Annotated in this window: 21 protein-coding genes and 1 pseudogene; 8 read left to right on the forward strand and 14 right to left on the reverse strand. The window is 38.6% G+C overall.

The features are described 5' to 3' along the window. Positions 1-294: 294 nt before the first annotated feature. The 5 genes from GARC_RS14205 to GARC_RS14225 form a co-directional block, all read right to left on the reverse strand. Complete coding sequence (locus GARC_RS14205) at positions 295-1380, reverse strand: class I SAM-dependent methyltransferase (protein ID WP_007621299.1); 1086 nt, start codon at positions 1378-1380, stop codon at positions 295-297. 475 nt (positions 1381-1855) lie between these two features. Then, positions 1856-2743: a hypothetical protein gene (locus GARC_RS14210; RefSeq protein WP_007621301.1), complete on the reverse strand. Its 888-nt coding sequence runs from the start codon at positions 2741-2743 to the stop codon at positions 1856-1858. 264 nt (positions 2744-3007) lie between these two features. After that, entirely contained in the window at positions 3008-4204 is a 1197-nt protein-coding gene (locus GARC_RS14215; RefSeq protein ID WP_007621302.1) for a DegT/DnrJ/EryC1/StrS family aminotransferase, read from the reverse strand. A 44-nt stretch (positions 4205-4248) separates the two neighbouring features. Beyond that, positions 4249-4941, reverse strand: a complete 693-nt coding sequence (locus GARC_RS25980; protein ID WP_007621303.1) for a FlgO family outer membrane protein — start codon at positions 4939-4941, stop codon at positions 4249-4251. Next, on the reverse strand, positions 4938-5534 hold the full coding sequence (locus GARC_RS14225) for a FlgO family outer membrane protein (protein WP_153810937.1): 597 nt from the start codon (positions 5532-5534) through the stop codon (positions 4938-4940). The genes GARC_RS25980 and GARC_RS14225 overlap by 4 nt, the downstream gene beginning before the upstream one ends. 387 nt (positions 5535-5921) lie before the next feature. Here GARC_RS14225 and GARC_RS14230 point away from each other — a divergent pair, with 387 nt between their 5' ends. The 4 genes and pseudogenes from GARC_RS14230 to GARC_RS14250 form a co-directional block, all read left to right on the forward strand. Further along, positions 5922-6545 (forward strand): HvfX family Cu-binding RiPP maturation protein, encoded by a 624-nt coding sequence (locus tag GARC_RS14230; protein ID WP_007621305.1) that lies wholly within the window; start codon positions 5922-5924, stop codon positions 6543-6545. 67 nt (positions 6546-6612) lie between these two features. After that, the gene (locus GARC_RS14235; RefSeq protein WP_007621306.1) at positions 6613-7164 is read left to right on the forward strand and encodes an NAD(P)H nitroreductase; all 552 of its coding nucleotides are present in this window, start codon (positions 6613-6615) and stop codon (positions 7162-7164) included. A gap of 732 nt (positions 7165-7896) precedes the next feature. Continuing rightward, the gene (locus tag GARC_RS14245; RefSeq protein ID WP_007621313.1) at positions 7897-8691 is read left to right on the forward strand and encodes an FkbM family methyltransferase; all 795 of its coding nucleotides are present in this window, start codon (positions 7897-7899) and stop codon (positions 8689-8691) included. A gap of 113 nt (positions 8692-8804) precedes the next feature. Continuing rightward, a pseudogene (locus GARC_RS14250) lies at positions 8805-9089 on the forward strand (nitroreductase family protein); the annotation flags it as partial. A gap of 194 nt (positions 9090-9283) precedes the next feature. Here GARC_RS14250 and GARC_RS14255 read toward each other — a convergent pair. From GARC_RS14255 to GARC_RS14270, 4 genes are all read right to left on the reverse strand, one after another. Then, complete coding sequence (locus GARC_RS14255; protein WP_007621317.1) at positions 9284-10315, reverse strand: GGDEF domain-containing protein; 1032 nt, start codon at positions 10313-10315, stop codon at positions 9284-9286. A 216-nt stretch (positions 10316-10531) separates the two neighbouring features. Then, a complete protein-coding gene (locus GARC_RS14260) occupies positions 10532-11866 on the reverse strand; it encodes a DEAD/DEAH box helicase (protein ID WP_007621318.1) in 1335 nt (444 codons plus the stop codon). Positions 11867-11932: 66 nt separating this feature from the next. Further along, positions 11933-12589: a 3-oxoacid CoA-transferase subunit B gene (locus tag GARC_RS14265; protein WP_007621319.1), complete on the reverse strand. Its 657-nt coding sequence runs from the start codon at positions 12587-12589 to the stop codon at positions 11933-11935. Between the two features lie 9 nt (positions 12590-12598). Continuing rightward, positions 12599-13312 (reverse strand): CoA transferase subunit A, encoded by a 714-nt coding sequence (locus tag GARC_RS14270; RefSeq protein WP_007621320.1) that lies wholly within the window; start codon positions 13310-13312, stop codon positions 12599-12601. Positions 13313-13484: 172 nt separating this feature from the next. Between GARC_RS14270 and GARC_RS14275 the strand changes: the two genes are divergently transcribed. Then, positions 13485-14384, forward strand: a complete 900-nt coding sequence (locus tag GARC_RS14275; protein ID WP_007621321.1) for a LysR family transcriptional regulator — start codon at positions 13485-13487, stop codon at positions 14382-14384. A gap of 33 nt (positions 14385-14417) precedes the next feature. Here the strand turns inward: GARC_RS14275 and GARC_RS14280 are convergent, their stop codons facing one another. Both GARC_RS14280 and GARC_RS14285 read right to left on the reverse strand, forming a co-directional pair. Further along, a complete protein-coding gene (locus tag GARC_RS14280) occupies positions 14418-15185 on the reverse strand; it encodes a hypothetical protein (RefSeq protein ID WP_007621322.1) in 768 nt (255 codons plus the stop codon). A gap of 69 nt (positions 15186-15254) precedes the next feature. Beyond that, on the reverse strand, positions 15255-15947 hold the full coding sequence (locus GARC_RS14285; RefSeq protein WP_007621323.1) for a sensor histidine kinase: 693 nt from the start codon (positions 15945-15947) through the stop codon (positions 15255-15257). 250 nt (positions 15948-16197) lie between these two features. Between GARC_RS14285 and cysB the strand changes: the two genes are divergently transcribed. Continuing rightward, a complete protein-coding gene (gene cysB / locus GARC_RS14290) occupies positions 16198-17172 on the forward strand; it encodes an HTH-type transcriptional regulator CysB (protein WP_007621324.1) in 975 nt (324 codons plus the stop codon). A gap of 203 nt (positions 17173-17375) precedes the next feature. Here cysB and GARC_RS14295 read toward each other — a convergent pair whose 3' ends face one another. The 3 genes from GARC_RS14295 to pabB all read right to left on the reverse strand — a co-directional run bounded on the left by GARC_RS14295 (position 17376) and on the right by pabB (position 21076). After that, on the reverse strand, positions 17376-18749 hold the full coding sequence (locus tag GARC_RS14295) for an L-serine ammonia-lyase (protein WP_007621325.1): 1374 nt from the start codon (positions 18747-18749) through the stop codon (positions 17376-17378). Between the two features lie 320 nt (positions 18750-19069). Continuing rightward, positions 19070-19636: a CoA pyrophosphatase gene (locus GARC_RS14300; protein WP_007621330.1), complete on the reverse strand. Its 567-nt coding sequence runs from the start codon at positions 19634-19636 to the stop codon at positions 19070-19072. Between the two features lie 6 nt (positions 19637-19642). Then, on the reverse strand, positions 19643-21076 hold the full coding sequence (gene pabB, locus GARC_RS14305) for an aminodeoxychorismate synthase component I (RefSeq protein ID WP_007621332.1): 1434 nt from the start codon (positions 21074-21076) through the stop codon (positions 19643-19645). Between the two features lie 177 nt (positions 21077-21253). Between pabB and GARC_RS14315 the strand changes: the two genes are divergently transcribed. After that, the gene (locus GARC_RS14315; protein WP_007621334.1) at positions 21254-22771 is read left to right on the forward strand and encodes a fumarate hydratase; all 1518 of its coding nucleotides are present in this window, start codon (positions 21254-21256) and stop codon (positions 22769-22771) included. 92 nt (positions 22772-22863) lie between these two features. Then, positions 22864-24342 carry a DNA recombination protein RmuC gene (rmuC, locus tag GARC_RS14320; protein ID WP_007621336.1) on the forward strand — a complete coding sequence of 493 codons (1479 nt, stop codon included), beginning with the start codon at positions 22864-22866 and terminating at the stop codon, positions 24340-24342. Positions 24343-24362: the final 20 nt, after the last annotated feature.

The raw sequence follows: 24362 nt of genomic DNA on the forward strand, positions 1-24362 counted from the left end.
ATAACTGATAGTAGTGCAGACTTTCATAGTTTCTTTATTGTCCAATTCAACCCAAAAAGGCTGGCATATAGTTCTAGTTGCTATAGATCTACAATATATTAAAATGTACAAATATCTCACTTACAGTATTCCAATTCCTATCTTTTAAATTTAAAGCACTATTTATGCCAATGTTATATTGTTGCTAATCGGTTATATAGCATTGATTTAATCAATGGTGTGCAAACAAACGACGATTTTAGAGGTGACAGATAACTCTAATGATCCTAGATGATTAAATTTTTAGGACAAAAGTCATAGTAATTTCACAAAAAGTGCACCTCCACAAAAAAATACCATATCAATTTTTTCTGCGTTAATATTCAAATATTCATCGGCGGCTATTGTGACACCATCCCCATATACCCAATTGTAGTCATCAAAAATAATCCAACCTCCAGCTACGACAAGAGCCGCATAGTTTTCGATATCTTCTTTTACACTTTCATATTTATGATTGCCATCAATATGAAGCAAACCAATGCGTTTTTCATAATGTGTAATGCCAAATTCGTCAGTTACTATTGTCCCTTTTTTTGTCAAATATTTATCATAAGCAGCTGTCGAAAAATCTCTTATATAATTTATGAGGCTTTGATTATCCGACACTAAATGAGAAAGAAAAATTGAAAAATGTCCATTTCCGTCAATATTTAAACTCAGCTTATCGAGGTTTGTATTTGTATTTTGAACTATAGATTCACCGCTCGCCCATGGATCTATGCATAATAAATTCCCTTTATTAAAAACTTTATTTAAGCAACTAAAAAGCTTTGCGGTTCTTCCCCATAAAGTGCCAATTTCAACAATATCGGTGTGATTGGGTACTGTTTCATATATCTGCGTTATAGTGAGTAATTTATCAAAGTGAGATTCACCTGGAACTGCTAAAGCCGTATTTAATATATATTTGGTTAGACTGTCAGTTAGTTTTTGTTTATGGCTTAAACTATGTGACAAACGTTTCAAATATAAATATTTGGCATCGAATTCGGCTGAAACTACTTGAAACATTGATTGATTTAAAGCTACAGGTTCTGCGGACAACATTTCAACTTTTAGATTCAATTCCATTAAAATTTTCGGAATTTCGCTATTTATAGGGATAAGTGATGACCATACATGAGTGATTTTTTGATTCGCTATGAGGTCTAAGAAACACTGTTTGAAACTATTATTAAAGACATGAGGAAGTTTATATATTTCATTAAATAAAATATTGGAGCTTACATATTCAGTATTTTGTGAATTAGCTCCAATAGTATTTATTCCAATGAGTTTAAATTCTTTAACTTTTACCAATGCTTCAATTGTGTCGCATGGGAAAATTAAAATTTTCATATTTTGAGTATCCAATATCTATTAATAGTTGTAAATAAATCTAGTTTTTATATACGTCTGTATTTCAATGTATTTGTTTTTAGCTAGATTATAAAGTCACAGTAATTCTTAGTGACTTAATTTATCATCAAGCTGCTTTCGTCGGCCTGTCATTAAACTGTTAAAATCATTCTTATATTTTTCTAGTAAGAGCTACTCATTCTCGTTTATTACGTCACATTTCTCTAAAACAATAATATTTTTGCCTTACAGAGCAATAGGTTTAATAAAGTCATTTTCATTCAGACCAAACTACGAAGCGGGTTCGTTTACTCTGATATGAGTTGAAAATGAAGATCGAATATTGACACAAACTCCATCATTGACGCATCAGCTGGTTACCCTTTTTTAACTCGTCTTAACCACACTAATGGGAGAACTGATTGAATGAAGCTTGCATTGGGCAATATCGGCATTGTTAGTTAGGTTTGTGTGATTAAAGTAGTATTGTTGAAGGAGAGGTAGTCAAAAAAGAAAAGTCATAACCTAGTTTAGTATATTGTTTACTAATTCCACCTTGCTTGTTAACAGCATCCCATACACTATAGAAGGCCATTTTTTGCCACTCCTGCCAAGCTCCATACTGCTCTTCTGCAGATTCAACTCTTTTGTTTGCGTGTTGGTTTATTGCATTTTGAGAAAATACTTGATTTATATAGGATTCAGATGGTTCTATACCCGTTAAAAAACTAAACACTTCACTATAGTATTTCTGATCTGTAACTAACTTTTCCATGGGGATATGTGGACAATTATCTATTAAATTATGTTCATGACAAAGCATTGTCAGAGTCATACAAGCAGCCATAAAACTAAGGAAATATGGGTCTAACATTTTTAGTTTGTACATAGTGGCCAATTGGCAATAAATCTGAGATTGTTTGACTGCAGTATCAAAAACCTCAGCATGCATATTTAAGTTTCCAGAGCTTAATGTATTCAAATAATGTGCTGCTGAAGAATTGACTAAGTTAACGGGGTTACGAACTAGGTTAGCAATATTGAAGTTTAATTCTCTACTATTGAATCCAGCTTGCAAATTGTGGTCTCTCAATCTGTAATAATGAACAGAGCCATAACTTTTCGCTGTTCTCACTTCAGATAAACTCGAAAAGTGTTGCTGAATACTTTCATCCCCGTGGTTTTGTGTCGAATTTTTTTGACTAATCGATATCCCTTCATCATTTTTGATGTGAGCCTTATCAAATAAATTCTTTTCGTTACCATGAACACACATAACTTCAGGATGCATATTTATAGATTTTGAAAACCAATTCGTTGCACTCAAACCATGACTCGTCACTATGAAGTTGTGAACACTCATTCTATACCCTTTAATTATACTACAATCTTATTTAAGACGTTCTCTGACGAACTTTTTACGCAATCAACTGACACTATTTCTGTTTAGATAAAGCAAAGTTGGCAATAAGAAAATCATTCCAGACTATTTCCCTGTTGATAGATTTAATTAACTGCATAAAATCGGATTGGGCGAGAACGTTTATTATTTTTAAATAAACAAATAATGAGTTTCAAGCTCAAATATTTAACATTCAAATTTTATTCAGCGTAGTGTTATATCTATTTATTTTCGTTTATTTGCACCCCTTAACGAATTTATAAGAGCGATACAAATCTTTTTAATATCTATATACGACAACTCTACAAATAGCGGCAAACATAAGGTTCTATTCGCCAAACTTTCTGAGACAGGACAATAGGTTTGTTTAGCTGTAGATAAATGTTCAATTTTATTTAGGGATGGAAAAAAATATCGTCGACTCTGAATCCCTGCTTTTTCTAAATGTTGAAATGCGCGAGTACATTGGTTTTTCGATTCGAATATCACAGGGAAATACGCTGCGTTTTGCGTCGCGTCTTGATGCCATTGTGGATAGGCTATTCGGTCACCGAGCAGGGCTTTATACAAATTAAAATGCTCAATCCTTCGTTCAAGTATTTCATCGATATCATCTAACATGGCTAACCCCATTGCTGCGTGGGCTTCGCTCATTTTTCCATTAGTTCCTGAGTTATTTATTTCACCTGATGAAAGATTAATACCAAAATTAATCATGTTTTCTGCTTTTTCAAAGTCATCTTTATGTTTGAAAACTACAGCTCCACCTTCAATACAATGGAATAACTTTGTAGCATGAAAGCTAACAATTGAAGCATCACCAAAACTCATTACACTGCGCCCCGCAACTTTCACATTAAAAGCATGTGCGGCATCATAGATTAACTTGAGATTGTGCTGTGTGGCTATATTTTCTAAGGCTTGTAGATTGCAAGGGTTACCGTACACGTGCACAGGTACAATTGCTGAGGTTTGATTATTTATTGCCTCTAAAGCTTTGATTGGGCATAAATTAAAGGTTTTATTATCTATGTCGGCAAAATTCAACTCAAGGCCTAGCCAATCAAGACTATTGCTTGTAGCAATAAAGCTATAGGGAGTTGTTATTACGTTACCGGTTAAATTCAAAGTTTTATAGGCAATTTGTAGTGCCATAGTTCCACTAGAGGTTAGGAGTAAGTTTTTTACGCCTAAGTATTCTTCCATTCGAACCGTCAGCTCCTTAAGTAGGGGCCCGTTATTAGTTAGCCATACATTGTCGTACATAGTGGCTAGGTATTTTGTATATTTAGAAAAACTAGGTAGGTATGGTTTGTTTAATGGAATAGGGAAATTTGCATTTTTCTTATACGGACTTTGAAATGCCAGAGGAGTCGAAATTGTTTCTACATAGGCAGTATTAATTTTTAATAAAGTATTCAAAGACATTCCTCTAAATCAAAGTATCACTAGGCTGCCATTTTTAGTTAAGGGCGAGACTCATATTTTTTTAAGGGGATACCACGTGAACCGTTCGCTAATCCAGTATCAGTTGTCATATCATCTGATGATTGCATATCTTCGTGCATAACTGAATCAACCACTTCATATGGGACAAAAATCTGAGCCGTCGCAATAAGGAGCTTGCTATTTAGATCAACCGCTCGAGCATTTAATAAGTAACCACCTCGATGACGAGTGAGTGTGCCTGTAATTACGTTTGTGGCTTTTACTGTCATACTCAAATCTGTAAAATCTCTGGACTGCGAAAACAGATCACCTTCTTCAGTTATCCTAACATAGCCGGTAGTTCTTACATCAAGTGTTGAAAATCCAGTTTGATGGACTTCATGTAGTATTGCCTCACTCATTTGTCGCCCAAATTGGTTTGTTTTATTAAGGTCTGAATCCAAGATAGCTAAATCTGATACCATAAATATCGCATTGTTCTGGGGGAAGTCGATAGTTGAAAACAAGTCTTGAATTAGCCATTGAGCATAATCATTGACGTTATTTGTCAATGGTTTATCGAAGTAGTTTACTGTCGTAGTAGGGCTTTGTTCCACTATCTGTTTGGTCACCTCAGTATCTTCTTTATCTTTGGTAATCAATGAATTTTGTGGAAACAAACTACAACCCGTTAGCAATACAACACACATTAACAAATATTTATTTATCATCTTAGATTCTCATTGCGATACAGCATGCCGTCATGACTACTCATCACATTTATTGGGCCAAAATAGGAGGTAGGAATGAATTCTTCCGCAGCGCTTACAATTTTACCACTGTTAAACTCAATAACTTCTGCATACACCATTGTGCCTCCATTTGATTCGGTAAAAGTGCCGGCTAAAATATAGTGTGCATTTATATTAGTATTTAAATTATCTGTATCTCTAGATAGGAAATATGAAGCATTTTTGTCCATTGAAACAAAGTTTGCTGATTTATGTTCTAAAACTTGTGCATTTTTCTGAACTAACTTCACTTTTATACTTTCAGCCAATTGGTGGCCAAGTTTCTTAAATGGATGGACTATATCTTTATAGGTTAGTGTGTCTGACCAAACAAAAGTTGTCACTAGTGTAGATTTAGCTTTGTAATCATAAGAGTTGTTGCTAGTTAGTCTGTCGACAAGTCCAGTTACCTTAACGTTGAACGAATCTGTGTTTTCTAGTGTTGTGGCTTGCTTTTCAATTTGAGTGTCAAACGTTTGACAACCAGATAACGTAATACATCCACAACAGAGTAAAATGTACGAATACTTCACTAGATTTACCTTATATGTCTCTTTAAATTTTACAAGCATGAATGATGCCATCTATATAAATCCACTTGTATGTAATTAAACTAGTTATTACTTCTTCGGCTTTTCCCTTAAAACGTTTAGTTTTTGTGTACTATCGGCAATCTCTTTCCATCATTATAATGCCGCGGTAAATTTATGCCTGTTTCATATTTGCCCATATTCTCTATGATCTGTGATTGATTACTGCTGATCCTCATAGGAGGAGTTTATTGTTCACTAACAAAGTTAGGGGGAGGGCGATATGTATTTTAATAAAAACTTACCTAGGTTAGCGACTAAATTAAAATCTAGCGAAATGTTTTAGTTACTTAAGCCTTCTTATTGGTTACTACATTATTTGGAATATTTATGAGTTTGATTAATCTATATACCCCTTTACACAAGTTGCTGGATAAAAGTTTAGCGTTTGAAGGGATCGCGCCTTTGTTACTCAGGCTTTATTTGGCACCGGTTATGATCCAAGCTGGTTGGAATAAATATCAAGGATTTGAGGGGATTGTTGACTGGTTTGGTAACGCCGATTATGGCTTGGGATTACCTTTTCCAATGGTGATGGCGTTTTTAGCCACAGCTGTAGAGTTATTGGGAGGTATCCTGCTATTAGTGGGGTTGGCTACACGCTGGATATCTATACCTTTGATGGTGACTATGCTAGTGGCTGCATTTTCAGTGCATTGGCCAAACGGTTGGGCCGCTATTGCTGATGCCAGTAGTTGGATGTCAGATGGTACTATTATGCTTAATGAGGAAGTAATCAATTCGCCAAATAAGTTAGCTGCTGCTAAAGAGATCCTGCAAGAGCATGGTAATTATGAATGGCTAACCTCTAGCGGAAAATTTGTGGTACTTAATAACGGAATTGAATTTGCCATGACCTATTTTATTATGTTGCTTTCATTGTTTTTTACTGGCGGTGGTAAGTACACCAGTATTGATTATTTTCTTGCTAAAAAGTATTTAGTGAATAAGTAAAAAAACATCGGCGCGCAAGCGCCTTTTTTATTAGCATAGGGAAAAATTTGGATTAAAGGATAATTTCATGCAAGCGCTAGATTTATTACTCAACCGCAGCTCGCAACCTCGCTTACAAGCCCCAGCTCCAGAAGGCCAAGTGTTAGAAAATATTAAACAAGCCGCGTTACGTGCTCCTGATCATGCATGTCTAACACCATGGAAGTTTGTGGTTTGCCAAAAACAAGGGTTAAAACGTTTAGGTGATATATTTGAACTGGCCGCTATTTCTGCTGATAAAAGCGAAAAAGAAATAGAGCGTGCGCCGCAATTACCATTGCGGGCGCCTATGGTGATGGTGGCGATAGCCAAATACATTAAACATGACAAAGTGCCATGGGTCGAACAGGTCGCTTCAGCATCTTGTGCGGTGCAGGCTATGCAAATGGCTGCAGTGGCCCAAGGTTTTGCCGGGGTTTGGCGAACGGGTAGTTATGCTCAAGATCCTATCGTAAAACAGGCATTTGATTTATCTGAACTAGATGAAATAGTAGGGTTTCTATATTTAGGCTCGTCAGAGGTTATACCGCAGCCCAAACCCAAAAGAGACAGTGCTGAGTTTTTTGAAAATTGGGATTAATGGATTAATAAATGGTTTATACCTTCAACTCATATAATGGCAAGAAACTAGCTAATTACGAGCAAACTACAAAGGTAATATTACATCCGTATTGACCAAAATACTGTTTTTTGAAGGCTACCCCAATCTAAGTGATACCTGTTGTTGAGTAACTGAGTCATCGGCCCACACAAACTCTTGAGTTTGAAACTCTGGTAAAATTGATGCATGCTCATCTGGTACCTTTCAATATCTTAGAGTTACGCCGTCTTGGATAAAACACACGGTGATAAAAAGTACCTTTACTATATCGTGAGAAATACTATTCATTACCTTAATGCGTTTGGTTATCGGTGATTGTAATCCATTAATTTTTAATAATTACTATGAAGGTCTCTTGTGGTATAGATATTTAAATGGCCCTATTACAGGGGCAGATAACGAGAATTCATTGATGATCACGGTATTTGGCGGCTCTGGTGTTTTTTTGTTTAGAGTAGAAGTTAGTTCATTCTTAGGTGGTACCTAGATACTATTTAGAACATGTGGAATCTCGTGATGGCATCCATTGGTCACTCAAAGGTTTAATTGCTTTGGATTGCAGAGACGATAACGAAAAAGGCATAGTCAAAGCAAGTATTATCCTCATGTTGTTGACATGCGGACAAAGCCAATTATGTTCTAGAATGGTCATGGGTTAGGTGTTGCAGAATTGACACCTGAAATATTATTTTAAAAAAGGTAAGTAATAATATGGCAGAGTATGTTCCTTTGGAAAGTTTGGTTAGTGATGACAAACTTAGTCGTGTAGATAATATAGAAAAACATGGAGCTGAAGTTACAGAAGTTTTGGTACGTAATGTAAAATGCTGCTTTGCTACTGAGTCAAGACGCACTTTGTGGCAGGGGGTTGGGCTAGAGCATATTGAGCCTGATCTTTTAGACTTTATCGATAAAATTGAACTGGGTTCAGTGTTTTTTGATATTGGGGCAAGTAATGGAATATTTTCTATTTATGCGGCGAATAAAGGACTAAATGTATATGCATTTGAACCAGAGATTCAAAATTTTGGATTACTAGGGAAAAATGTATTTTTGAATAACAACAGTTTAGGTACTCTACACTCATTTAATATTGCGCTTAGCGACCAAACTAGGCAAGGTCAAATGTTTATTGCTAATTATGAAGCTGGCGGTCATATGAAAATTCTAGATACTCCACAGCTTGTAGGCAGCGATAGTAAGTTTGAACCTGCATTTATTCAGAACTCTCTATGCTATAAGCTTGATGATTTTATTGCTCTTTTCTCTATCCCCAGTCCCAACTATATAAAGATAGATGTCGATGGCAGTGAATATCAAACACTTTGTGGTATGGAAGCTGTGTTAGATACTGGCTCAGTTCATTCTCTTTTCATCGAGGTGGACGATACTTCAAGCTCCGCGAAGGATATACACAATTTCATCATGTCAAAAGGATTTCAATCTATAAGTAAGACCCAAGTGCAAAATTACCAAGGACTCAATAACTATGTTTATACAAGGTAATGTGAGTGTTTTTAAATAAATAGGGGGGGCCGAGCAAATCCTACTTTATCAGTCCGAACGACTCAATATCTTTCTTACCCTTCGCACGGCACTTGTGAGTCTTTTTTATTAGGATGGTGGCGATAGCCAAATACATTCCACATGACAAAGTGCCATGGGTTGAACAGGTCGCTTCAGCATCTTGTGCGGTGCAGGCTATGCAAATGGCTGCTGTGGCCCAAGGTTTTTCCGGGGTTTGGCGAACGGGTAGTTATGCTCAAGATCCTATCGTAAAACAGGCATTTGATTTATCTGAACAAGATGAGATAGTGGGGTTTTTATATTTAGGTTCGTCAGAGGTTATACCGCAACCCAAACCCAAAAGAGACAGTGCCGAGTTTTTTGAAAATTGGGATTAAAGGATTAAAGAAAGACAAGTTTTGAAACACAGAAGGCGAGGGGCGCTGCGCTCATAAAGAAAAGCAGTTAGATAGTTAAATAAAAACTGAGTCGAAACATAAGTGAATATTTAGGCTGAAGTAACAATAGTCCAACTGCTTTCTTAACGTCCTTGTTCTTTAGTTTTCTAACTCAAAATATTCTTAGGTGTATTTTAGTTCGTTGCTTGTTTAACTTGGTTTCTACCGGCATCTTTGGCCGCATAAAGGGCCTGATCGGCTCTTTCCATCACATTGCTTAATTCCTCATTGGCCCTTTTTTGTGCTACCCCAAATGATGCGGTTATAGGCGGTATTTTCTCTCCAGTACGTTTGCTGCTGTAAGGCATTGTGGCTAGTTTCACTCTAATACTTTCGGCTATGATTTGTGCTTGTTGAAGATTTAAATTCGGACACAAAAGGGCAAACTCTTCACCTCCAAGTCGCACGGGAACAACAGGATCTGTACATTTCTTTTTCAATAATTGGCCAATATATTTAAGAATTTGATCTCCCACTAAGTGGCCATGGGTATCATTAAACGCTTTGAATTTGTCTAAATCCATCATGATTAGCGTGATATTGCCCTGATTGTTTTTATCATCTACAAATTGATTGTAATTCGCCTCGAAAACACGTCTATTGAATAGTCCTGTTAGAGGATCTGTGTTGGCTTCTTTTCTACTATTTTCGAGTTCAGCTTTTAAAGTATTAATTTCAATTTGAGCGGCAGACAATTGCCCTTGAAATTCTTTATTAGCCGTACATATAGCACTAGCATTGGCGTTTAATTTATTCAAAACTAATGTATAGGTATCATCCAAAGCATGGGTGCCAAGTTCGCTCAAGTTTTCCATTAACGCCTGAGAGTAGCCGTTTGTTTGTTGGGCGTTGTGATCCATTGAGTCTGATAGATTATCAACCAAGTGTGAGAAATCTTTTTGGAAAAGAAATAATTTTTCTCTACTGTCATTATCTATCTTATTGATATGCTCAAAAAATAATGTCTCTGAGATGTCAGGAGGGCAGGTGCCGTAACGCTCTACGGTTTTATCTAATACGGTATTTAATAATGGAAATACATTGGAATAATAACTATACCACAATGCATAATTAAGAGGATTAGGCACTATATTGTGTTTTACCATCATGGGTATTGCTTGGCGCAAATACCCTGCGGCTTCATCTGAACTGTCAGAAAATTTCATAACTACTCGCTGGACAAAATTTATTTAATGAAAAAAATGAAAAATTCTAGTTAGTACTATTCTATTGTAAGTAACCAATAAAAATCTATACAACTTTAGGTTATTAACAGAATAATCAATTTTTGTAATAGTCAAAAATTGATTATTCCCCTCTGTGGTTAAACTGCTTTTTGTTTCAACTTGTGGCTAGCATCTAAATGCTCACAGCTTGTTTTTCTATTCCTCTAGATCATCTTCTGGTTTCAAAATCGCTCTAGGTTTACGCTTCATTGGCATATCACCTGCTTCTTTACCTTGCATGGTTTTAACGCGATTAGGTGCTTGTTGCGGTTTATCTTTTTGATTGACCTTTTTATTGGTCGATTTTTTGCTTGGCGCGACTTTAGCTTTAGGTGGCTTTAATCCTTTGAATTTTGCCGTTAAACCTTCAATCTCGTTAAATTCAATGTTTTGTTGCATAAAACTTTTGATGGCCAAAAAGCTAAACCAGTCTTTTGGTCCAACAAAAGATACCGCTTGGCCTTTGTTGCCAGCTCGTCCGGTTCTGCCGACTCTGTGTACGTATTCATCGGCTAATTTAGGTAAGTCAAAATTCACTACTAAGGCTACATTAAGCAAGTCTAAGCCGCGAGAGGCGATATCTGTAGTCACTAATATGTGATGCTGACCTCGACCAAATTCACTCATAATATTATTACGTTGACCTTGGGTTAGGTCGCCACTTAAGGCAACGGCATGTAAGCCTTGCTCCTTGAGTATAACGGTCAGCCTTTCTGTATCTGTGCGAGTGGCAGTGAATACTATGATTTGACGGTATTCTTGCTGATTGATCATATGACTCAATAATAATTCTTTGTGTGTCACATGATCTGCTAGATAAAATTGTTGTTGAATATCTTTATGTTCTTCACCAGCCGAGCCAACACTGATACGTTGTGGGCTTTTTAATAGAGACTGAGTGAGTTCGTGCATAGCGGCACTGTCTAAAGTCGCAGAGAACATCATAGATTGGCGTTTACGATGATCGGCTGCTTGATTGATAAGTCTAAGCTGTGGGGCAAAACCTAAGTCTAACATTCGGTCTGCTTCATCCAATATCAACATTTCAAGACCGTTTAAAAATAACGATTTACCAGCAAGGTGATCGGCTACGCGGCCTGCTGTGCCCACAATAAATTGTGGGTGATGTTTAAGGGCTTTTACTTGGTCATTAAAGTTTTCACCACCCAATATCAAAGCGGCTTTAAGCTGCTGTTTGGCAATGAGTCCTTTGAGCTGTAAAAACACTTGTTTTGCGAGCTCTCTGGTAGGCGCTAAGATAAGCACTCTAGGATCGCGGCGACTCAATGGTTGTTTGGTTAATACTCTTTGTACTGCGGGTAATAGAAACGCCAGTGTTTTTCCAGAGCCTGTTTTCGATGAGGCAATTAGGTCTTTGCCCATCAAGCCGTAAGGGATTGCCTTACTTTGGATTTCTGTAGGTGTATCAAGCCCTTTAACTTCAAGGGCTTTTAATAAATTATGATGTATAGGTAAGTCGGTAAATTGCAAAAGTCATGCTCTAAAAACTGATATGTCAGCATTATACAAGTCTGTTCACAATTGTGTCGGTTTATTTCAAAACATCATTTCAGGTACGTTATCTGTGACCACCAATTTTCCGGCCGTTTTAGATTTAATTTCATCTATCGACACCCCTGGCGCACGTTCAACTAAATGAAAAGCGCCGTCTTTTACTTCAATCACCGCTAAGTCAGTAATGATTTTATTGATACAATTAACCCCAGTTAGTGGCAGGGTACATTGCTCTAGAAGCTTAGAGTTGCCATGTTTATCAGCGTGAGTCATAGTCACTATGATATTTTGAGCCCCTGCAACTAAGTCCATTGCGCCGCCCATGCCTTTGATAAGTTTGCCGGGGATCATCCAAGACGCAATATTGCCATGACAATCTACCTCGAAGGCACCGAGTACGGTTAAGTCCACATGGCCACCACGGATCATCGCAAAACTCTCTGCTGAATTAAAAATCGATGCGCCTGTTGCTGCGGTGACGGTTTCTTTGCCGGCGTTAATCATGTCTGCATCCACTTGTTCTTCAGTGGGATAGGGTCCCATGCCAAGTAAACCATTTTCAGATTGCAGCATCACTTCTATATCATCAGCCACATAATTGGCTGCTAAAGTCGGAATGCCAATACCTAAGTTAATATAGTGTCCATCACCAAATTCTTGTGCTACTCGCATAGCAATTTGTTCTCTGCTTAATGACATAATAATGACCTATTGATTGTTGCTAGCTGATGAGAGGATTTTACGTTCTATACGTTTTTCAAACTTGCCTACTATGATCCTGTCAACGTATATGCCGGGTGTATGTATTTCGCTAGGAGACAGTTCTCCAGGCTCTACTATTTCTTCTACTTCTAATACTGTGATCTTCCCGGCTGTAGCGGCCATAGGGTTAAAGTTTTGAGCTGTGTGGCGATAAATACAATTGCCATAACGGTCTGCCTTGTAGGCTTTTACAATGGCAAAATCACCGGTAATCGATTCTTCAAGAATGTAGTCGCGACCATTAAATTTTCTGGACTCTTTGCCTTCACCAACGGGTGTGCCAAAACCTGTAGCGGTATAAAATGCTGGGATACCAGCGCCGCCAGCGCGCATTTTTTCGGCTAAGGTACCTTGAGGAGTCAATTCAACTTCAAGTTCACCATTTAGCAGTTGCTGCTCAAATAAGGCGTTTTCACCCACATAGGACGACACCATTTTTTTAATTTGTTTTTCTTCAAGCAACAGGCCTAATCCAAATCCGTCAACCCCACAGTTATTTGAAACCACTGTAAGACCTTTAGTATTCATCTTTTTAATTTGCGCAATTAAACCTTCGGGTATACCACAAAGGCCAAATCCACCGGCTATTACTGTCATATTGTCTTGTAAACCGGCCATTGCCGCTTCGTAACTGTCTACTACTTTGTTAAAACCTGCCATGATTTTCTCTCAAGTTAAGTGACTAGGGATTGTTGATTTTTAATATCTCTTGGTTATATGAAAACTCAACAGTCCCTAGAGTGTAAAAGATACTTTTAAATAGTAAAATTGAATTAATGTCTGTATTAATAGATTTAATTTATTAATCATTGTTAGTTTAAAGGTCAATATTTTGTATAACGTATCATTTCGGCAGGTGCAGATCTTTGTCTGTATTGCACAATCACACACTTTTGCTCAGGCTGCTGAAAAAATGTGCCTGTCGCAACCCGCCTTATCTTCAGCCATAAAAAAAATGGAATCACAGTTAGGTGGTGTGCTGTTTTCTAGAACCACTAGAAAAGTTGAGTTGAGCCCGGAAGGGCGGCAATTTTTGCCTGTGGCAGAACGACTTATTAGTGACTGGCAAGAAGCGTTTTCAGATTTATATAATTTATTTTCTTTAGGCCGAGGCAAGTTGTCTATAGCTGCTATGCCTTCGTTTGCTGCAGGTTTGTTGCCGGGTATTTTACAACAATTCAAAACTGAGTTCCCTAACATAAAATTGTCGGTGACTGATGTGGTGATGGAGTCAGTGATTAAAGATGTCAAAGCGGGCAGGGCCGAGATTGGCTTTTCTTTTGAACATGAACAAATGGAAGGCTTGCAGTTTCACCCAATTCTTACTGATAATTTTATTGCGGTATTGCCGGCTAATCACCCTTTGTGTGAACACCAGATATTGTCTTGGTCGCAAATTGCTGCATACCCTTTTGTAGCCATGAATAAAGGCTCAGCTATTCGCCGATGGATCGATTCATTTATGGAAATGAATCATTTGGCGCTGAATATAGTGGTAGAGGCGAGTCAACTCGCTACCTTAGGGCAGTTTGTAAAACATGACTTAGGTGTGTCTGTTGTGCCGGCTTTATGTCAGGAACAAATGCTTAGCAAAGACTTGGTTTGTTTGAATATACATCAAAGTGGTTTGAGTAAAAGAGTGGGGATCATTAGGCAAACAAATGGTAATTTGTCATCCGTCGCATCATCATTTTGGCAATGGGCAGTGAATAATATTTCTTATCCTAATTAAGCTTGGATTAGGGTAAGCAAAAGAACACAAAAATTACCATTTTTTCTTTTCTGCAAAAAGTTCGTCGAGTTCGTTTCTCTCTGATTCTTCTTTTTTCGCCACATCTCGGCTGTTCGCCGTTTTTAGGTTTTTCTCGATATTGTCCAATTGATCTTCTAACTGTGCTTGCCTAACAACTATAAATTCATCAGGGTTTGGCTGCGCAGCAAGTGCTCCAATAGCTTTTTCTAAACATTGCCTTGCAGAGCCTAATTGATTGTTTTTTATGGCCGTCTCTCCACGCCTTATCAAAGTGTCAACGTTGGCCCGTAACTGTAGTCGCTCAAGTAGTTTATCTTCACCTAAAAAAACTCGGCTTTCTATCCGCCCTTTTTTAAATTCTGAACGCAACAGCGCACGCATTGTTTTAATTCCACGAATAAACTGAATGACTTGTTTATCACTTTGCGGTAACTGAAAACTATCTTCTGATGGTGGCGGTTTATTTACGTCAATGGCTTTTAGGCTGTCTTCTGCGCTTTTTATGCGTTGGTTGGCCGCTGATGAGTTATCGCCCATTTGTTGGGCTGCTTTCATCGCCCCCAAAATTCTGCGCTGTAGAATAAATATCAGTCTTTGAGATATAGGTATTTGTTCTGCTGCTAACAAGGTAGCTTCAGTGTTATCGATAATGCTTTTTTGTTTGGATAACTCGGCTCTACGCTCGGTTTCTACTTTATTTTTGTGTTGTTGGATCGCGTTCACAATAATGCCTACTAGCACTAACGCGACAATTAACACTATTATTATTGTAAATACCATATCTTTATAATTTTCCTACTTTTTGCGTTCAACACCCTAGGCTATTGCAAGAGTCAGTTTATGAATTGCTTAAGGTAACGTTAAGATAAAAACGCTACCACCTAAACTCCCACCATTTTCTAAGGATATTGTGCCTTTAGTTTCACTTTTGGTATGTGCTTGGGCAATTAAGCGCGCAAAAAACAAACCTAATCCTGTTCTTCCTTGACCGATATCACAGTGATGCATATTAGTATTGTGAGCGTCTAACATGCTTTGTGGGTAGCCAGGTCCGTCATCTTCCACTTTAAAAACTAATTGATTATCTTTTGTGTATACGCTCATTAATATTTTATTCTGGCTATAACGCATGGCATTAATTAATACGTCATTTAACAAAAGGCCAATTAGATCTGAGTCTAAGTACCATACTAAATCGGCTGATTGCTTAACTTCTAAAATCATATTTTTATGATTTAAGTAACTTTCATTGGTTGCTAGCAGATCTTCTACTACATCTTCTATATTGTGTTCGTCGATATTTATTAGCAAATTGTCTAATCCGGCTCGATACAAAGACAATAATTGCACCAGTCCGGTATTTAGTCGTGCGGCTTCGTAATGAGCCGATGCCAAATGCACTCGTGATTTAGGATCGGGATCTACCAGACTCTGTCCTAAGTTCTCAATCGACTGCATTAATAAGCATAAGGAATTTTTCATGTCATGCACTGCAGAGCCCAATACAGTGGAGAAATTAATTAATTCATCTTCTTTAGGCATAGAAAATTCCTATGGTGTTAATTAACAGAAAAAACATAGGTTTGATCGTAAAATGACAGTTGGTTAGTTGCATCTTATCAGACCTTTTTATCAATTTGAGATTTGATTTTGTTGTCGTAGCAGGGTTTCTGGTTAATCCAATTTGATATAACTAGAACATTTTTTTAAAAAATAATAGAATTCACCTTGTTAAAGTTATATAACGTTTTAATATAAAGAAATTCCCTAGGTTAACAAGCAAGGCTAAGACATGAAATTACAGCAACTCCGATATATTGTTGAGGTACTCAATAATAATTTAAACGTTTCGGCTACCGCAGAAAGCTTGTACACATCACAACCTGGGATCAGTAAACAAGTTCGCATGTTGGAAGACGAGTTGGGCGTACAAATTTTTGGTCGTAGCGGCAAACATCTTACCCATGTGACTGAAGCAGGCCAAGATGTAATCAATATATCTCGTGAAATTTTAGCCAAAGTGGAAAGTATTAAGGCTGTATCTCGTGAGCATACTTTACCTGATCAAGGTAAGTTGAATATCGCCACCACTCACACTCAAGCAAGATATGCATTACCAGATGTTATAAAAGGCTTTATGAATAAATATTCAAAAGTCTCGTTACATATGCATCAAGGAACACCTTCACAAATAAGTGATCTTGCGGCAAAAGGTGAAGCAGATTTTGCTATTGCCACTGAGTCATTACATTTGTATAACGATTTGGTGATGTTGCCTTGTTATCACTGGAATCGCAGTATCATTGTTAACCGCGATCATCCTCTAGCTAAAAAGACCTCCATTACCATTGAAGATTTAGCTGAGTACAACTTAGTTACTTATGTGTTTGGTTTTACTGGCCGCTCTTCGTTAGACCAAGCCTTTAGCAGTGCCGGCATAGAGCCTAAAATTGTGTTTACTGCCACAGACGCTGACGTGATTAAAACTTATGTAAGACTTGGTGTTGGGGTGGGGGTTATAGCTTCAATGGCAATTGATGACAAACTGGATTCAGATTTAGTTAAAATTGACGCGAGTCATTTGTTTGAATACAGCACTACTAAGATTGGCTTTAGAAAAGGCTCATTTTTACGCAGCTACATGTACGAATTTATCGAACGTTTTGCCCCGCATCTAACCAAAACAGTGGTAGAAAAAGCCATGATGTTGAAAAACAACGATGAAGTGGAAAAAATGTTCAAAGGCTTGACCTTGCCGGTTAGGTAATAGCTGCGCTGATAAAAAAACTAAAATATTAACCACAGAGAACACAGAGAGCACAGAGGAAAATATAAAAGAAAGTATGTTAAGAATCATTTTTTGAAAGTTTAATAATACAAATCAATTTTCTTTTCTCTGTGTGCGAAGCCTCTTTTTCCTCTGTGGTGAAAAGCTTTTATGTTTTTTTCGTTTTAATTCAAGATAGTCTCTTAACACTCAATAATATTGACTGCTAAACCTCCTCTGGAGGTTTCTTTGTATTTGGACTTCATATCGTTGCCTGTTTCCCACATGGTTTTGATAACCTTGTCGAGTGAGACTTTGTGTTGCCCTGTGCCTCTTAAAGCGAGCCTAGAGGCATTAATGGCTTTAATTGCCCCCATAGCATTACGTTCGATACAAGGTACTTGTACTAAGCCGCCCACTGGGTCGCAGGTTAAACCTAAGTTATGCTCCATACCAATTTCGGCCGCGTTTTCAACAGCATCTACGGATCCGCCGACTATTTCGGTTAATGCACCTGCTGCCATAGAACATGCCACGCCGACTTCGCCCTGACAACCTACTTCAGCGCCAGATATGGAGGCATTCTTTTTATACAAAATACCAATAGCCGCTGCGGTTAATAAATAACGGCTTACCGTGTCTTCGTCTACAGGTTTAACAAATTTATCGTAGTAACATAACACCGCAGGAATAATACCAGCGGCGCCGTTTGTTGGTGCAGTTACCACAGTACCGCCGCCAGCATTCTCTTCATTAACCGCTAATGCGAATAGGTTAACCCAATCCATCGCGAGCATGGGATCGGAACTTTTTTCGTTTTGTAAGCGATTATACAAACCAGGTGCACGGCGCATGACCTTTAAGCCACCTGGCAATATTCCTTCAGTTTGAATACCTGTTTGTACACTTTTGTACATCACTTGCCATATGTGCCAGAGCTTTTTGACTATTTCATCTTTGGGTTGGAAAACTTCTTCGTTTTTCATCATGATTGAACTGATACGCATGCCATGTTCTTTACTAAATTCAAGTAACTGTTTAGCACTGGAAAAATTAAAAGGCACAGCTTGTTCTTCGTGAATAAGGGCTGCAACTTTTCGGTCGGCAAAGTCTTGCTCGCGGATAATAAAGCCGCCACCTATTGAAAAATAGGTTTGTGAGGTAAGCACAGTCTTATTACACATGGCATGTAAGGTCATACCATTTGGGTGTTGGCTGAGAGATTTGCGCCGATGAAAAATAATCGCATTTTGTGCCGGAAATGAGATTAGTTTTTTAGCATCTAGACTAAGTTGTTGCGAGCTATTCACTTGTTCGAGTAAGGTATCAACCACAGAGCTATCGATTGTTTCAGGAGCATAACCAAGTAGTCCTAAAATCACGGCTTTGCCTGTTCCGTGGCCTTTACCTGTTTGTCCTAATGAGCCAAACAGTTCTACCTTAATTTCATCGGTACTATCGAAAAGTCCTTGCTCTGATAATTCCCCACAAAAAGCTTTGGCTGCCCGCATTGGGCCAACAGTATGGGAACTCGAAGGGCCAATACCGATACTAAACATATCAAAAACGCTGATCATTTTGTTTGATCCACTAGAATAGATAAAGGCTAATTGTGCTTGTTAAAGTTAGGTAGAACAATAGCTGGGTACACTAAGAGTTAAAATCACAGTGTAAAGATTACTTTAAGTAATTTAGGTTTGTTAGTAGCTAACCTTAGCTCTGGAGAAACCATACCGTCCAGCACCGCTATTGCTGCGCCTATAGTCGTTGAACTTGCTCTCAATAAGTGGCTATTCCTTCATAAGCTCGCATTGATAACCCCAATTAGAACCATCTAACATATTGCAATTACTTCTAGGGACGCGGCACACCTTAAGCAGAGTTCAGGTTAAACAGATTAGAAATGATTCGATAAATTGCGCACAAAAGCGGCCGTGGCTCCCCAAATATTATGCTCTTTCCAAGGGATGAAATAGATAGGGAAGTCTCCGTTATTGCGTTTAACCCAATGAATTAAATGATTACGTTGATCCATTAAATAACTTAGTGGCACTTCGAAAGTGCTGTCTACTTCATTTTTATCTAATGTTAATATGGTTGGTGCAGAGATAAAGCCGACATAAGGTAACACTTCATAACGACTCACCGTGCGGTACAAAGGCAAGTTACCGATAATTTCTACTTCTTTAGGTGCTAAACCCACTTCTTCATGAGTTTCACGCAAAGCCGTTTCTACTAAGGAATTATCACTTAGTTCTTGTTTGCCACCGGGGAAGCTTACTTGACCCGCATGATGCTTTAGGTGGGTTGCTCTGACTGTAAACAGCACTGTCAGTTCATTGCTATATTCTAATATAGGCAATAATACTGCAGCAGGTTTACCTGGCGATCTGAGTGGAAAATCAGCTTCACTACTGACCTGTTTGGCATGATGAAAACGCGTGATAAATTGGGCTTTATCCATTGGGCATCATCCCTGTTTCGCTAAGGTGGAGTCTTGAGTCAATATGGGTAATATTTTTGATACTTTATCTAAACTCTCTTGATATTCATCTTTAGCATTTGAATCGAGCACAATGCCTCCGCCTGCCCAGCAATGTATGTTTTGTTGTTTGTTTGATTGTTCGCATAATAGCGTGCGTATACAGATATTGGTATCCATGTCGCCAAACACTCCTAGATAACCAATACTGCCACAGTAGATATTGCGGTTGTTGGGCTCTAGCTCGTCGATAATTTGCATTGCACGTATTTTTGGTGCGCCGGTAATCGAGCCCCCTGGAAACGCACCTTGCAACAAATCCAACGGGCTACTAGTTGATTTTAACTGGCCTGTGACAGTGCTGACTAGATGATGGACTGCGGCAAAACTTTCTAAATTAAACAGCTCAGGCACTTTAACGCTGCCAGGTTGGCAATGTTTACTTAAGTCGTTACGCAGTAAATCAACAATCATCAAATTTTCAGCGCGGTCTTTCTCTGAGTTTAGCAACGATTCGATTTGTTGTTGATCTTGTTTTGAGTCAATACTCCGTGGCCTAGTGCCTTTAATAGGTTTGGTTTGTACCATCCTTTCATTAACCGATAAAAAACGTTCAGGTGAGATACTCATTACCACGCTATCGTCTAAGCGGATAAATGCAGAAAAGGGCGCAAGATTGGCGACGCGTAAATCTTGGTAAGCTTGCCATTCGTCGCCAGTATAATGGGCTGAAAAACGTTGCGCTAAATTGATTTGGTAACAGTCACCGGCCTCCAAATAGGACAAAATGCTCGTCAATTTCTGGGTATATTGATCTTGGCTCATATTCGCTTGCCAGTGACTAGTTAGGCTAAATGTATGAGGCGTGAGTTGGTTTTGGACTAATTGTTGAATATCTTCGATAGACGGATGGGAATATTGCTCTAAATAACAAAGATGAAATTGCTGATTTAGATTGTCTTTAATGATGCTCCACCCATAAATGCCAACGGCCATGTCGGGCGTGGAATATTCATTGGCATTTTTATTGGGCAAACTTTCAAAACGTTTACCTAAATCATAACCAAACAAACCTAATGCGCCTGCCATAAAGGGAAATTTAATGTCGTGAGTAAAAGTTACTTGGTCACTAGGCATCAATTGTTCAAGTAAACTTTGCACTAAAGATAATGGATTGAGCAAGCTTTCTTGGCTTTGGCTGGTTTTTTGTTGCCAGACAGTACTAGTAGTGCCTTTAGTGGCGATAGTGGCAATTGGGTTGGCAACCATTATGTCGAAACGGCCATCTTGACGTTGGCTGTCAGCAGAATCTAAGAGCATCGCCCAAGGTTTATCAGCAAAGTGGGCAAAGAGGTCTGCTATTGAATAGTGACTAGGTAAATTAAGGGTATTAACCACTAATGTGTATTTTTGGTTGTTCATTGTGACTACTTTTGTGTACCTCAAAAAAATTCAGTTACTAGCTTGCTGACAGGTTTGTTGCTAGTTGCTGGTAGATATGTTGCTAATACTACAGCCGAATTGTCGTGGAGCAAATTGCCTGATCAGGTTATCATATCGAATAGTGAACACTTAACCCAGCAAATTTAAGAGGCATCTATGGCTGTTATTCGTCAGCAAGATTTTATCGATAGTATTGAAGAGTCCTTACAGTTTATTTCTTATTATCATCCCCTTGACTATATCAAAGCGGTCGAAAAGGCTTACAACAAAGAGCAAAGTCAGGCGGCAAAAGACGCTATGGCGCAGATACTAATCAATTCACGTATGTCGGCTGAGGGTAAACGCCCATTGTGTCAAGACACTGGCATAGTCACTTGTTTTGTGAAAATAGGTATGGCTGTGCAATGGGATAAAACCGATTTGACCGTGCAACAAATGGTCGATGAAGGTACTCGCCGTGCTTATTTAAATCCTGATAATCCATTACGTGCGTCTATTGTCGCCGATCCTGCAGGTAAAAGAAGCAATACTAAAGACAACACACCTGCAGTTGTACATATCGATACTGTACCCGGTGGTGAAATTGAAATCATGATCGCAGCCAAAGGTGGCGGTTCTGAAAATAAATCTAAAATGGTCATGCTTAACCCTAGTGATGACATTGCCGACTGGGTAGTCAAAACATTGCCTACTATGGGTGCTGGTTGGTGTCCCCCTGGCATGTTGGGCATAGGAATAGGTGGCACTGCTGAAAAAGCTGCGGTTATGGCTAAAGAAAGCTTAATGGATCCAGTCGATATTCAAGAATTAATGGATAGAGGCGCCGAGACCACCGAAGAAAAATTACGTTTAGATATCTTCAAAAAGGTTAACGACTTAGGCATTGGTGCGCAGGGCTTGGGTGGTTTAACTACAGTCGTTGATATTAAAATTATGTCATGCCCCACTCATGCGGCATCAAAACCGGTAGCAATGATCCCTAACTGCGCGGCAACCCGCCATGCGCATTTTCGTTTAGATGGCTCTGGCCCTGCTGAATTTACGCCACCTAAATTAGAAGACTGGCCAAAAGTGACCTGGGAAGTGGGTGAGGGCACCCGCCGTGTTGATTTAAACACTGTGACCAAACAAGACATCCAAGACTGGAAAGTGGGTGAAACAGTATTACTGACAGGCAAAATGTTGACTGGACGTGATGCTGCACACAAACGTATTCAAACTATGTTAGCCAATGGTGAAGGTTTACCAGAAGGCGTGGACTTCGATAACAAATTTATTTATTACGTTGGTCCAGTAGACGCTGTAGGTGATGAGGCGGTAGGTCCAGCGGGGCCTACAACAGCAACACGTATGGATAAATTTACCGACATGATGTTAGAACAAACCGGCATCAGTGGCATGATAGGTAAAGCCGAACGTGGCCCAGCTACAGTGGCCAGTATTGCCAAACACAAGTCTGTGTATTTAATGGCTGTGGGTGGTGCTGCCTATTTAGTGTCTAAAGCGATTAAAAAGGCGCGAGTAGTGGCTTTTGAAGACTTAGGTATGGAAGCTATTTATGAATTTGATGTCGTGGATATGCCAGTTACAGTTGCCGTAGATAGTACAGGGGCCAACGCCCATGAAACTGGCCCAGCTATTTGGAAAATCAAAATAGCTGAAATGGAAAAATAAGTCGTTTTAGTTAGGTCCTGATCACGGCGGTAAATGATGATTTACCGCCTTTTTTATTGCTAATCATTTCAAAAAGAGCAGAACAGATCTCTATGAGTCAATTTAACGACGTAAATCTACTGTCTACTTCTTTATTATCTATTTTTGGCGGTCTATTTTTATTTGGATGTTTGATTGGTGCTTTGATTTCTGGCATGAGAGCCAACAAAAAAGCACAGCATAGGATTGAACAGAACACTTTGTTGGCAACTCAGCAAGAAAACCAATTAAGAGAGCAACTTGCCCAACAAGATTTGCTGATAAACACATTTTCTTCTGAGCAACGAACTGCCCAGCAAGAACAAATGCTTACGCAAAATAAATTGGGGCAATTGACGCAACGAGTTGAAAGAATTGCAGAGCTAGAAATAGAAAAAAACTACTGGCAGCAGCAACATCAACAAAGTAATAGACAAGCTAGTGAGTTACGCACCCAATTAGAGTCGCAAGCGGCGCGTTTTGAACAAGAACAAATTGCCAGCCAGGATAAACTGCAGTTGTTAGAAGCAGCTGAAAAACGTTTACAAGAACAATTCGAGAATCTTGCCAATAAAATTTTTGAACAGAAACAAGAAAAATTTAGCCAATCCAGTAAGGCTGGACTTGATTCAATTTTGTTACCCTTAAAGGAGCAGATTGAGGGCTTTAAAAAACAAGTCACAGATCAATACGTTAGAGAAGGGCAAGAGCGGGCATCTCTGAAAACTGAGATCTTGGGTTTAAAGGAGCTTAATCAACAAATCACCCACGATGCAGCCGCGTTAACCAAAGCGTTAAAAGGTGACAACAAAGTCCAAGGAAACTGGGGCGAAGTGGTGTTAGAAAGAGTGTTGAAAGAATCCGGACTGCGTGAGGGCCACGAATTTGATACTCAAGTTGCGCTAAAAAATGAGCATGGTAAAAGTTACCAGCCAGATGTAGTGGTGCACCTACCCAATGACAAAGATGTGGTGATCGACTCCAAAGTATCCCTTGCTGCTTACGAACGTTATTTTAATGAACATGACGATGAGTTAGCGCGGGTTGTGCATTTAAAAGAACACGTCAACTCATTGCGTAATCATATAAAAGAGTTAGGTAAAAAAGACTATCAGGACTTAAAAGGCATTCGTACCTTAGATTATGTGTTGATGTTTATCCCCATAGAGTCAGCGTTTTTGCTTGCCGCCGATCAAGCGCCAGAATTGCTGAAACTAGCTTTTGATCACAACATCATGTTGGTTAGCCCGACTAACTTGCTGGTGGCACTGCGTACAATCAACAACATTTGGCAATATGAGTATCAAAATCAAAACGCCCAAAAAATTGCCGATAACGCTGCCAAGTTATATGACAAGTTTCATGGTTTTATGGTGGATATGGACAAAGTGGGTAAAGCCATAGAGTCGAGTCAAAAAAGTTATGAGGGGGCGATGAATAAATTGTCTTCAGGAAAAGGTAATATCGTGCGCCAGATTGAACAATTTCGTAAATTGGGTGTGCAGAGTAATAAAAAGCTAGATGGAAATCTGCTAGATAATGCTGAAGAATAATAAAAGTCTAAAAGCGTTTG

The organism is Paraglaciecola arctica BSs20135 (assembly GCF_000314995.1).
GTDB lineage: Bacteria > Pseudomonadota > Gammaproteobacteria > Enterobacterales > Alteromonadaceae > Paraglaciecola > Paraglaciecola arctica.

Excerpts from the sequence above, each read along its gene's own strand:
- GARC_RS14205 (WP_007621299.1), bottom strand. The coding sequence starts at position 1,380 with ATGAAAATTTTAATTTTCCCATGCGACACAATTGAAGCATTGGTAAAA.
- GARC_RS14210 (WP_007621301.1), bottom strand. The coding sequence starts at position 2,743 with ATGAGTGTTCACAACTTCATAGTGACGAGTCATGGTTTGAGTGCAACG.
- GARC_RS25980 (WP_007621303.1), bottom strand. The coding sequence starts at position 4,941 with ATGATAAATAAATATTTGTTAATGTGTGTTGTATTGCTAACGGGTTGT.
- GARC_RS14230 (WP_007621305.1), top strand. The coding sequence starts at position 5,922 with ATGAGTTTGATTAATCTATATACCCCTTTACACAAGTTGCTGGATAAA.
- GARC_RS14235 (WP_007621306.1), top strand. The coding sequence starts at position 6,613 with ATGCAAGCGCTAGATTTATTACTCAACCGCAGCTCGCAACCTCGCTTA.
- GARC_RS14245 (WP_007621313.1), top strand. The coding sequence starts at position 7,897 with ATGGCAGAGTATGTTCCTTTGGAAAGTTTGGTTAGTGATGACAAACTT.
- GARC_RS14255 (WP_007621317.1), bottom strand. The coding sequence starts at position 10,315 with ATGAAATTTTCTGACAGTTCAGATGAAGCCGCAGGGTATTTGCGCCAA.
- GARC_RS14265 (WP_007621319.1), bottom strand. The coding sequence starts at position 12,589 with ATGTCATTAAGCAGAGAACAAATTGCTATGCGAGTAGCACAAGAATTT.
- GARC_RS14270 (WP_007621320.1), bottom strand. The coding sequence starts at position 13,312 with ATGGCAGGTTTTAACAAAGTAGTAGACAGTTACGAAGCGGCAATGGCC.
- GARC_RS14280 (WP_007621322.1), bottom strand. The coding sequence starts at position 15,185 with ATGGTATTTACAATAATAATAGTGTTAATTGTCGCGTTAGTGCTAGTA.
- GARC_RS14285 (WP_007621323.1), bottom strand. The coding sequence starts at position 15,947 with ATGCCTAAAGAAGATGAATTAATTAATTTCTCCACTGTATTGGGCTCT.
- cysB (WP_007621324.1), top strand. The coding sequence starts at position 16,198 with ATGAAATTACAGCAACTCCGATATATTGTTGAGGTACTCAATAATAAT.
- GARC_RS14295 (WP_007621325.1), bottom strand. The coding sequence starts at position 18,749 with ATGATCAGCGTTTTTGATATGTTTAGTATCGGTATTGGCCCTTCGAGT.
- GARC_RS14300 (WP_007621330.1), bottom strand. The coding sequence starts at position 19,636 with ATGGATAAAGCCCAATTTATCACGCGTTTTCATCATGCCAAACAGGTC.
- pabB (WP_007621332.1), bottom strand. The coding sequence starts at position 21,076 with ATGAACAACCAAAAATACACATTAGTGGTTAATACCCTTAATTTACCT.
- GARC_RS14315 (WP_007621334.1), top strand. The coding sequence starts at position 21,254 with ATGGCTGTTATTCGTCAGCAAGATTTTATCGATAGTATTGAAGAGTCC.
- rmuC (WP_007621336.1), top strand. The coding sequence starts at position 22,864 with ATGAGTCAATTTAACGACGTAAATCTACTGTCTACTTCTTTATTATCT.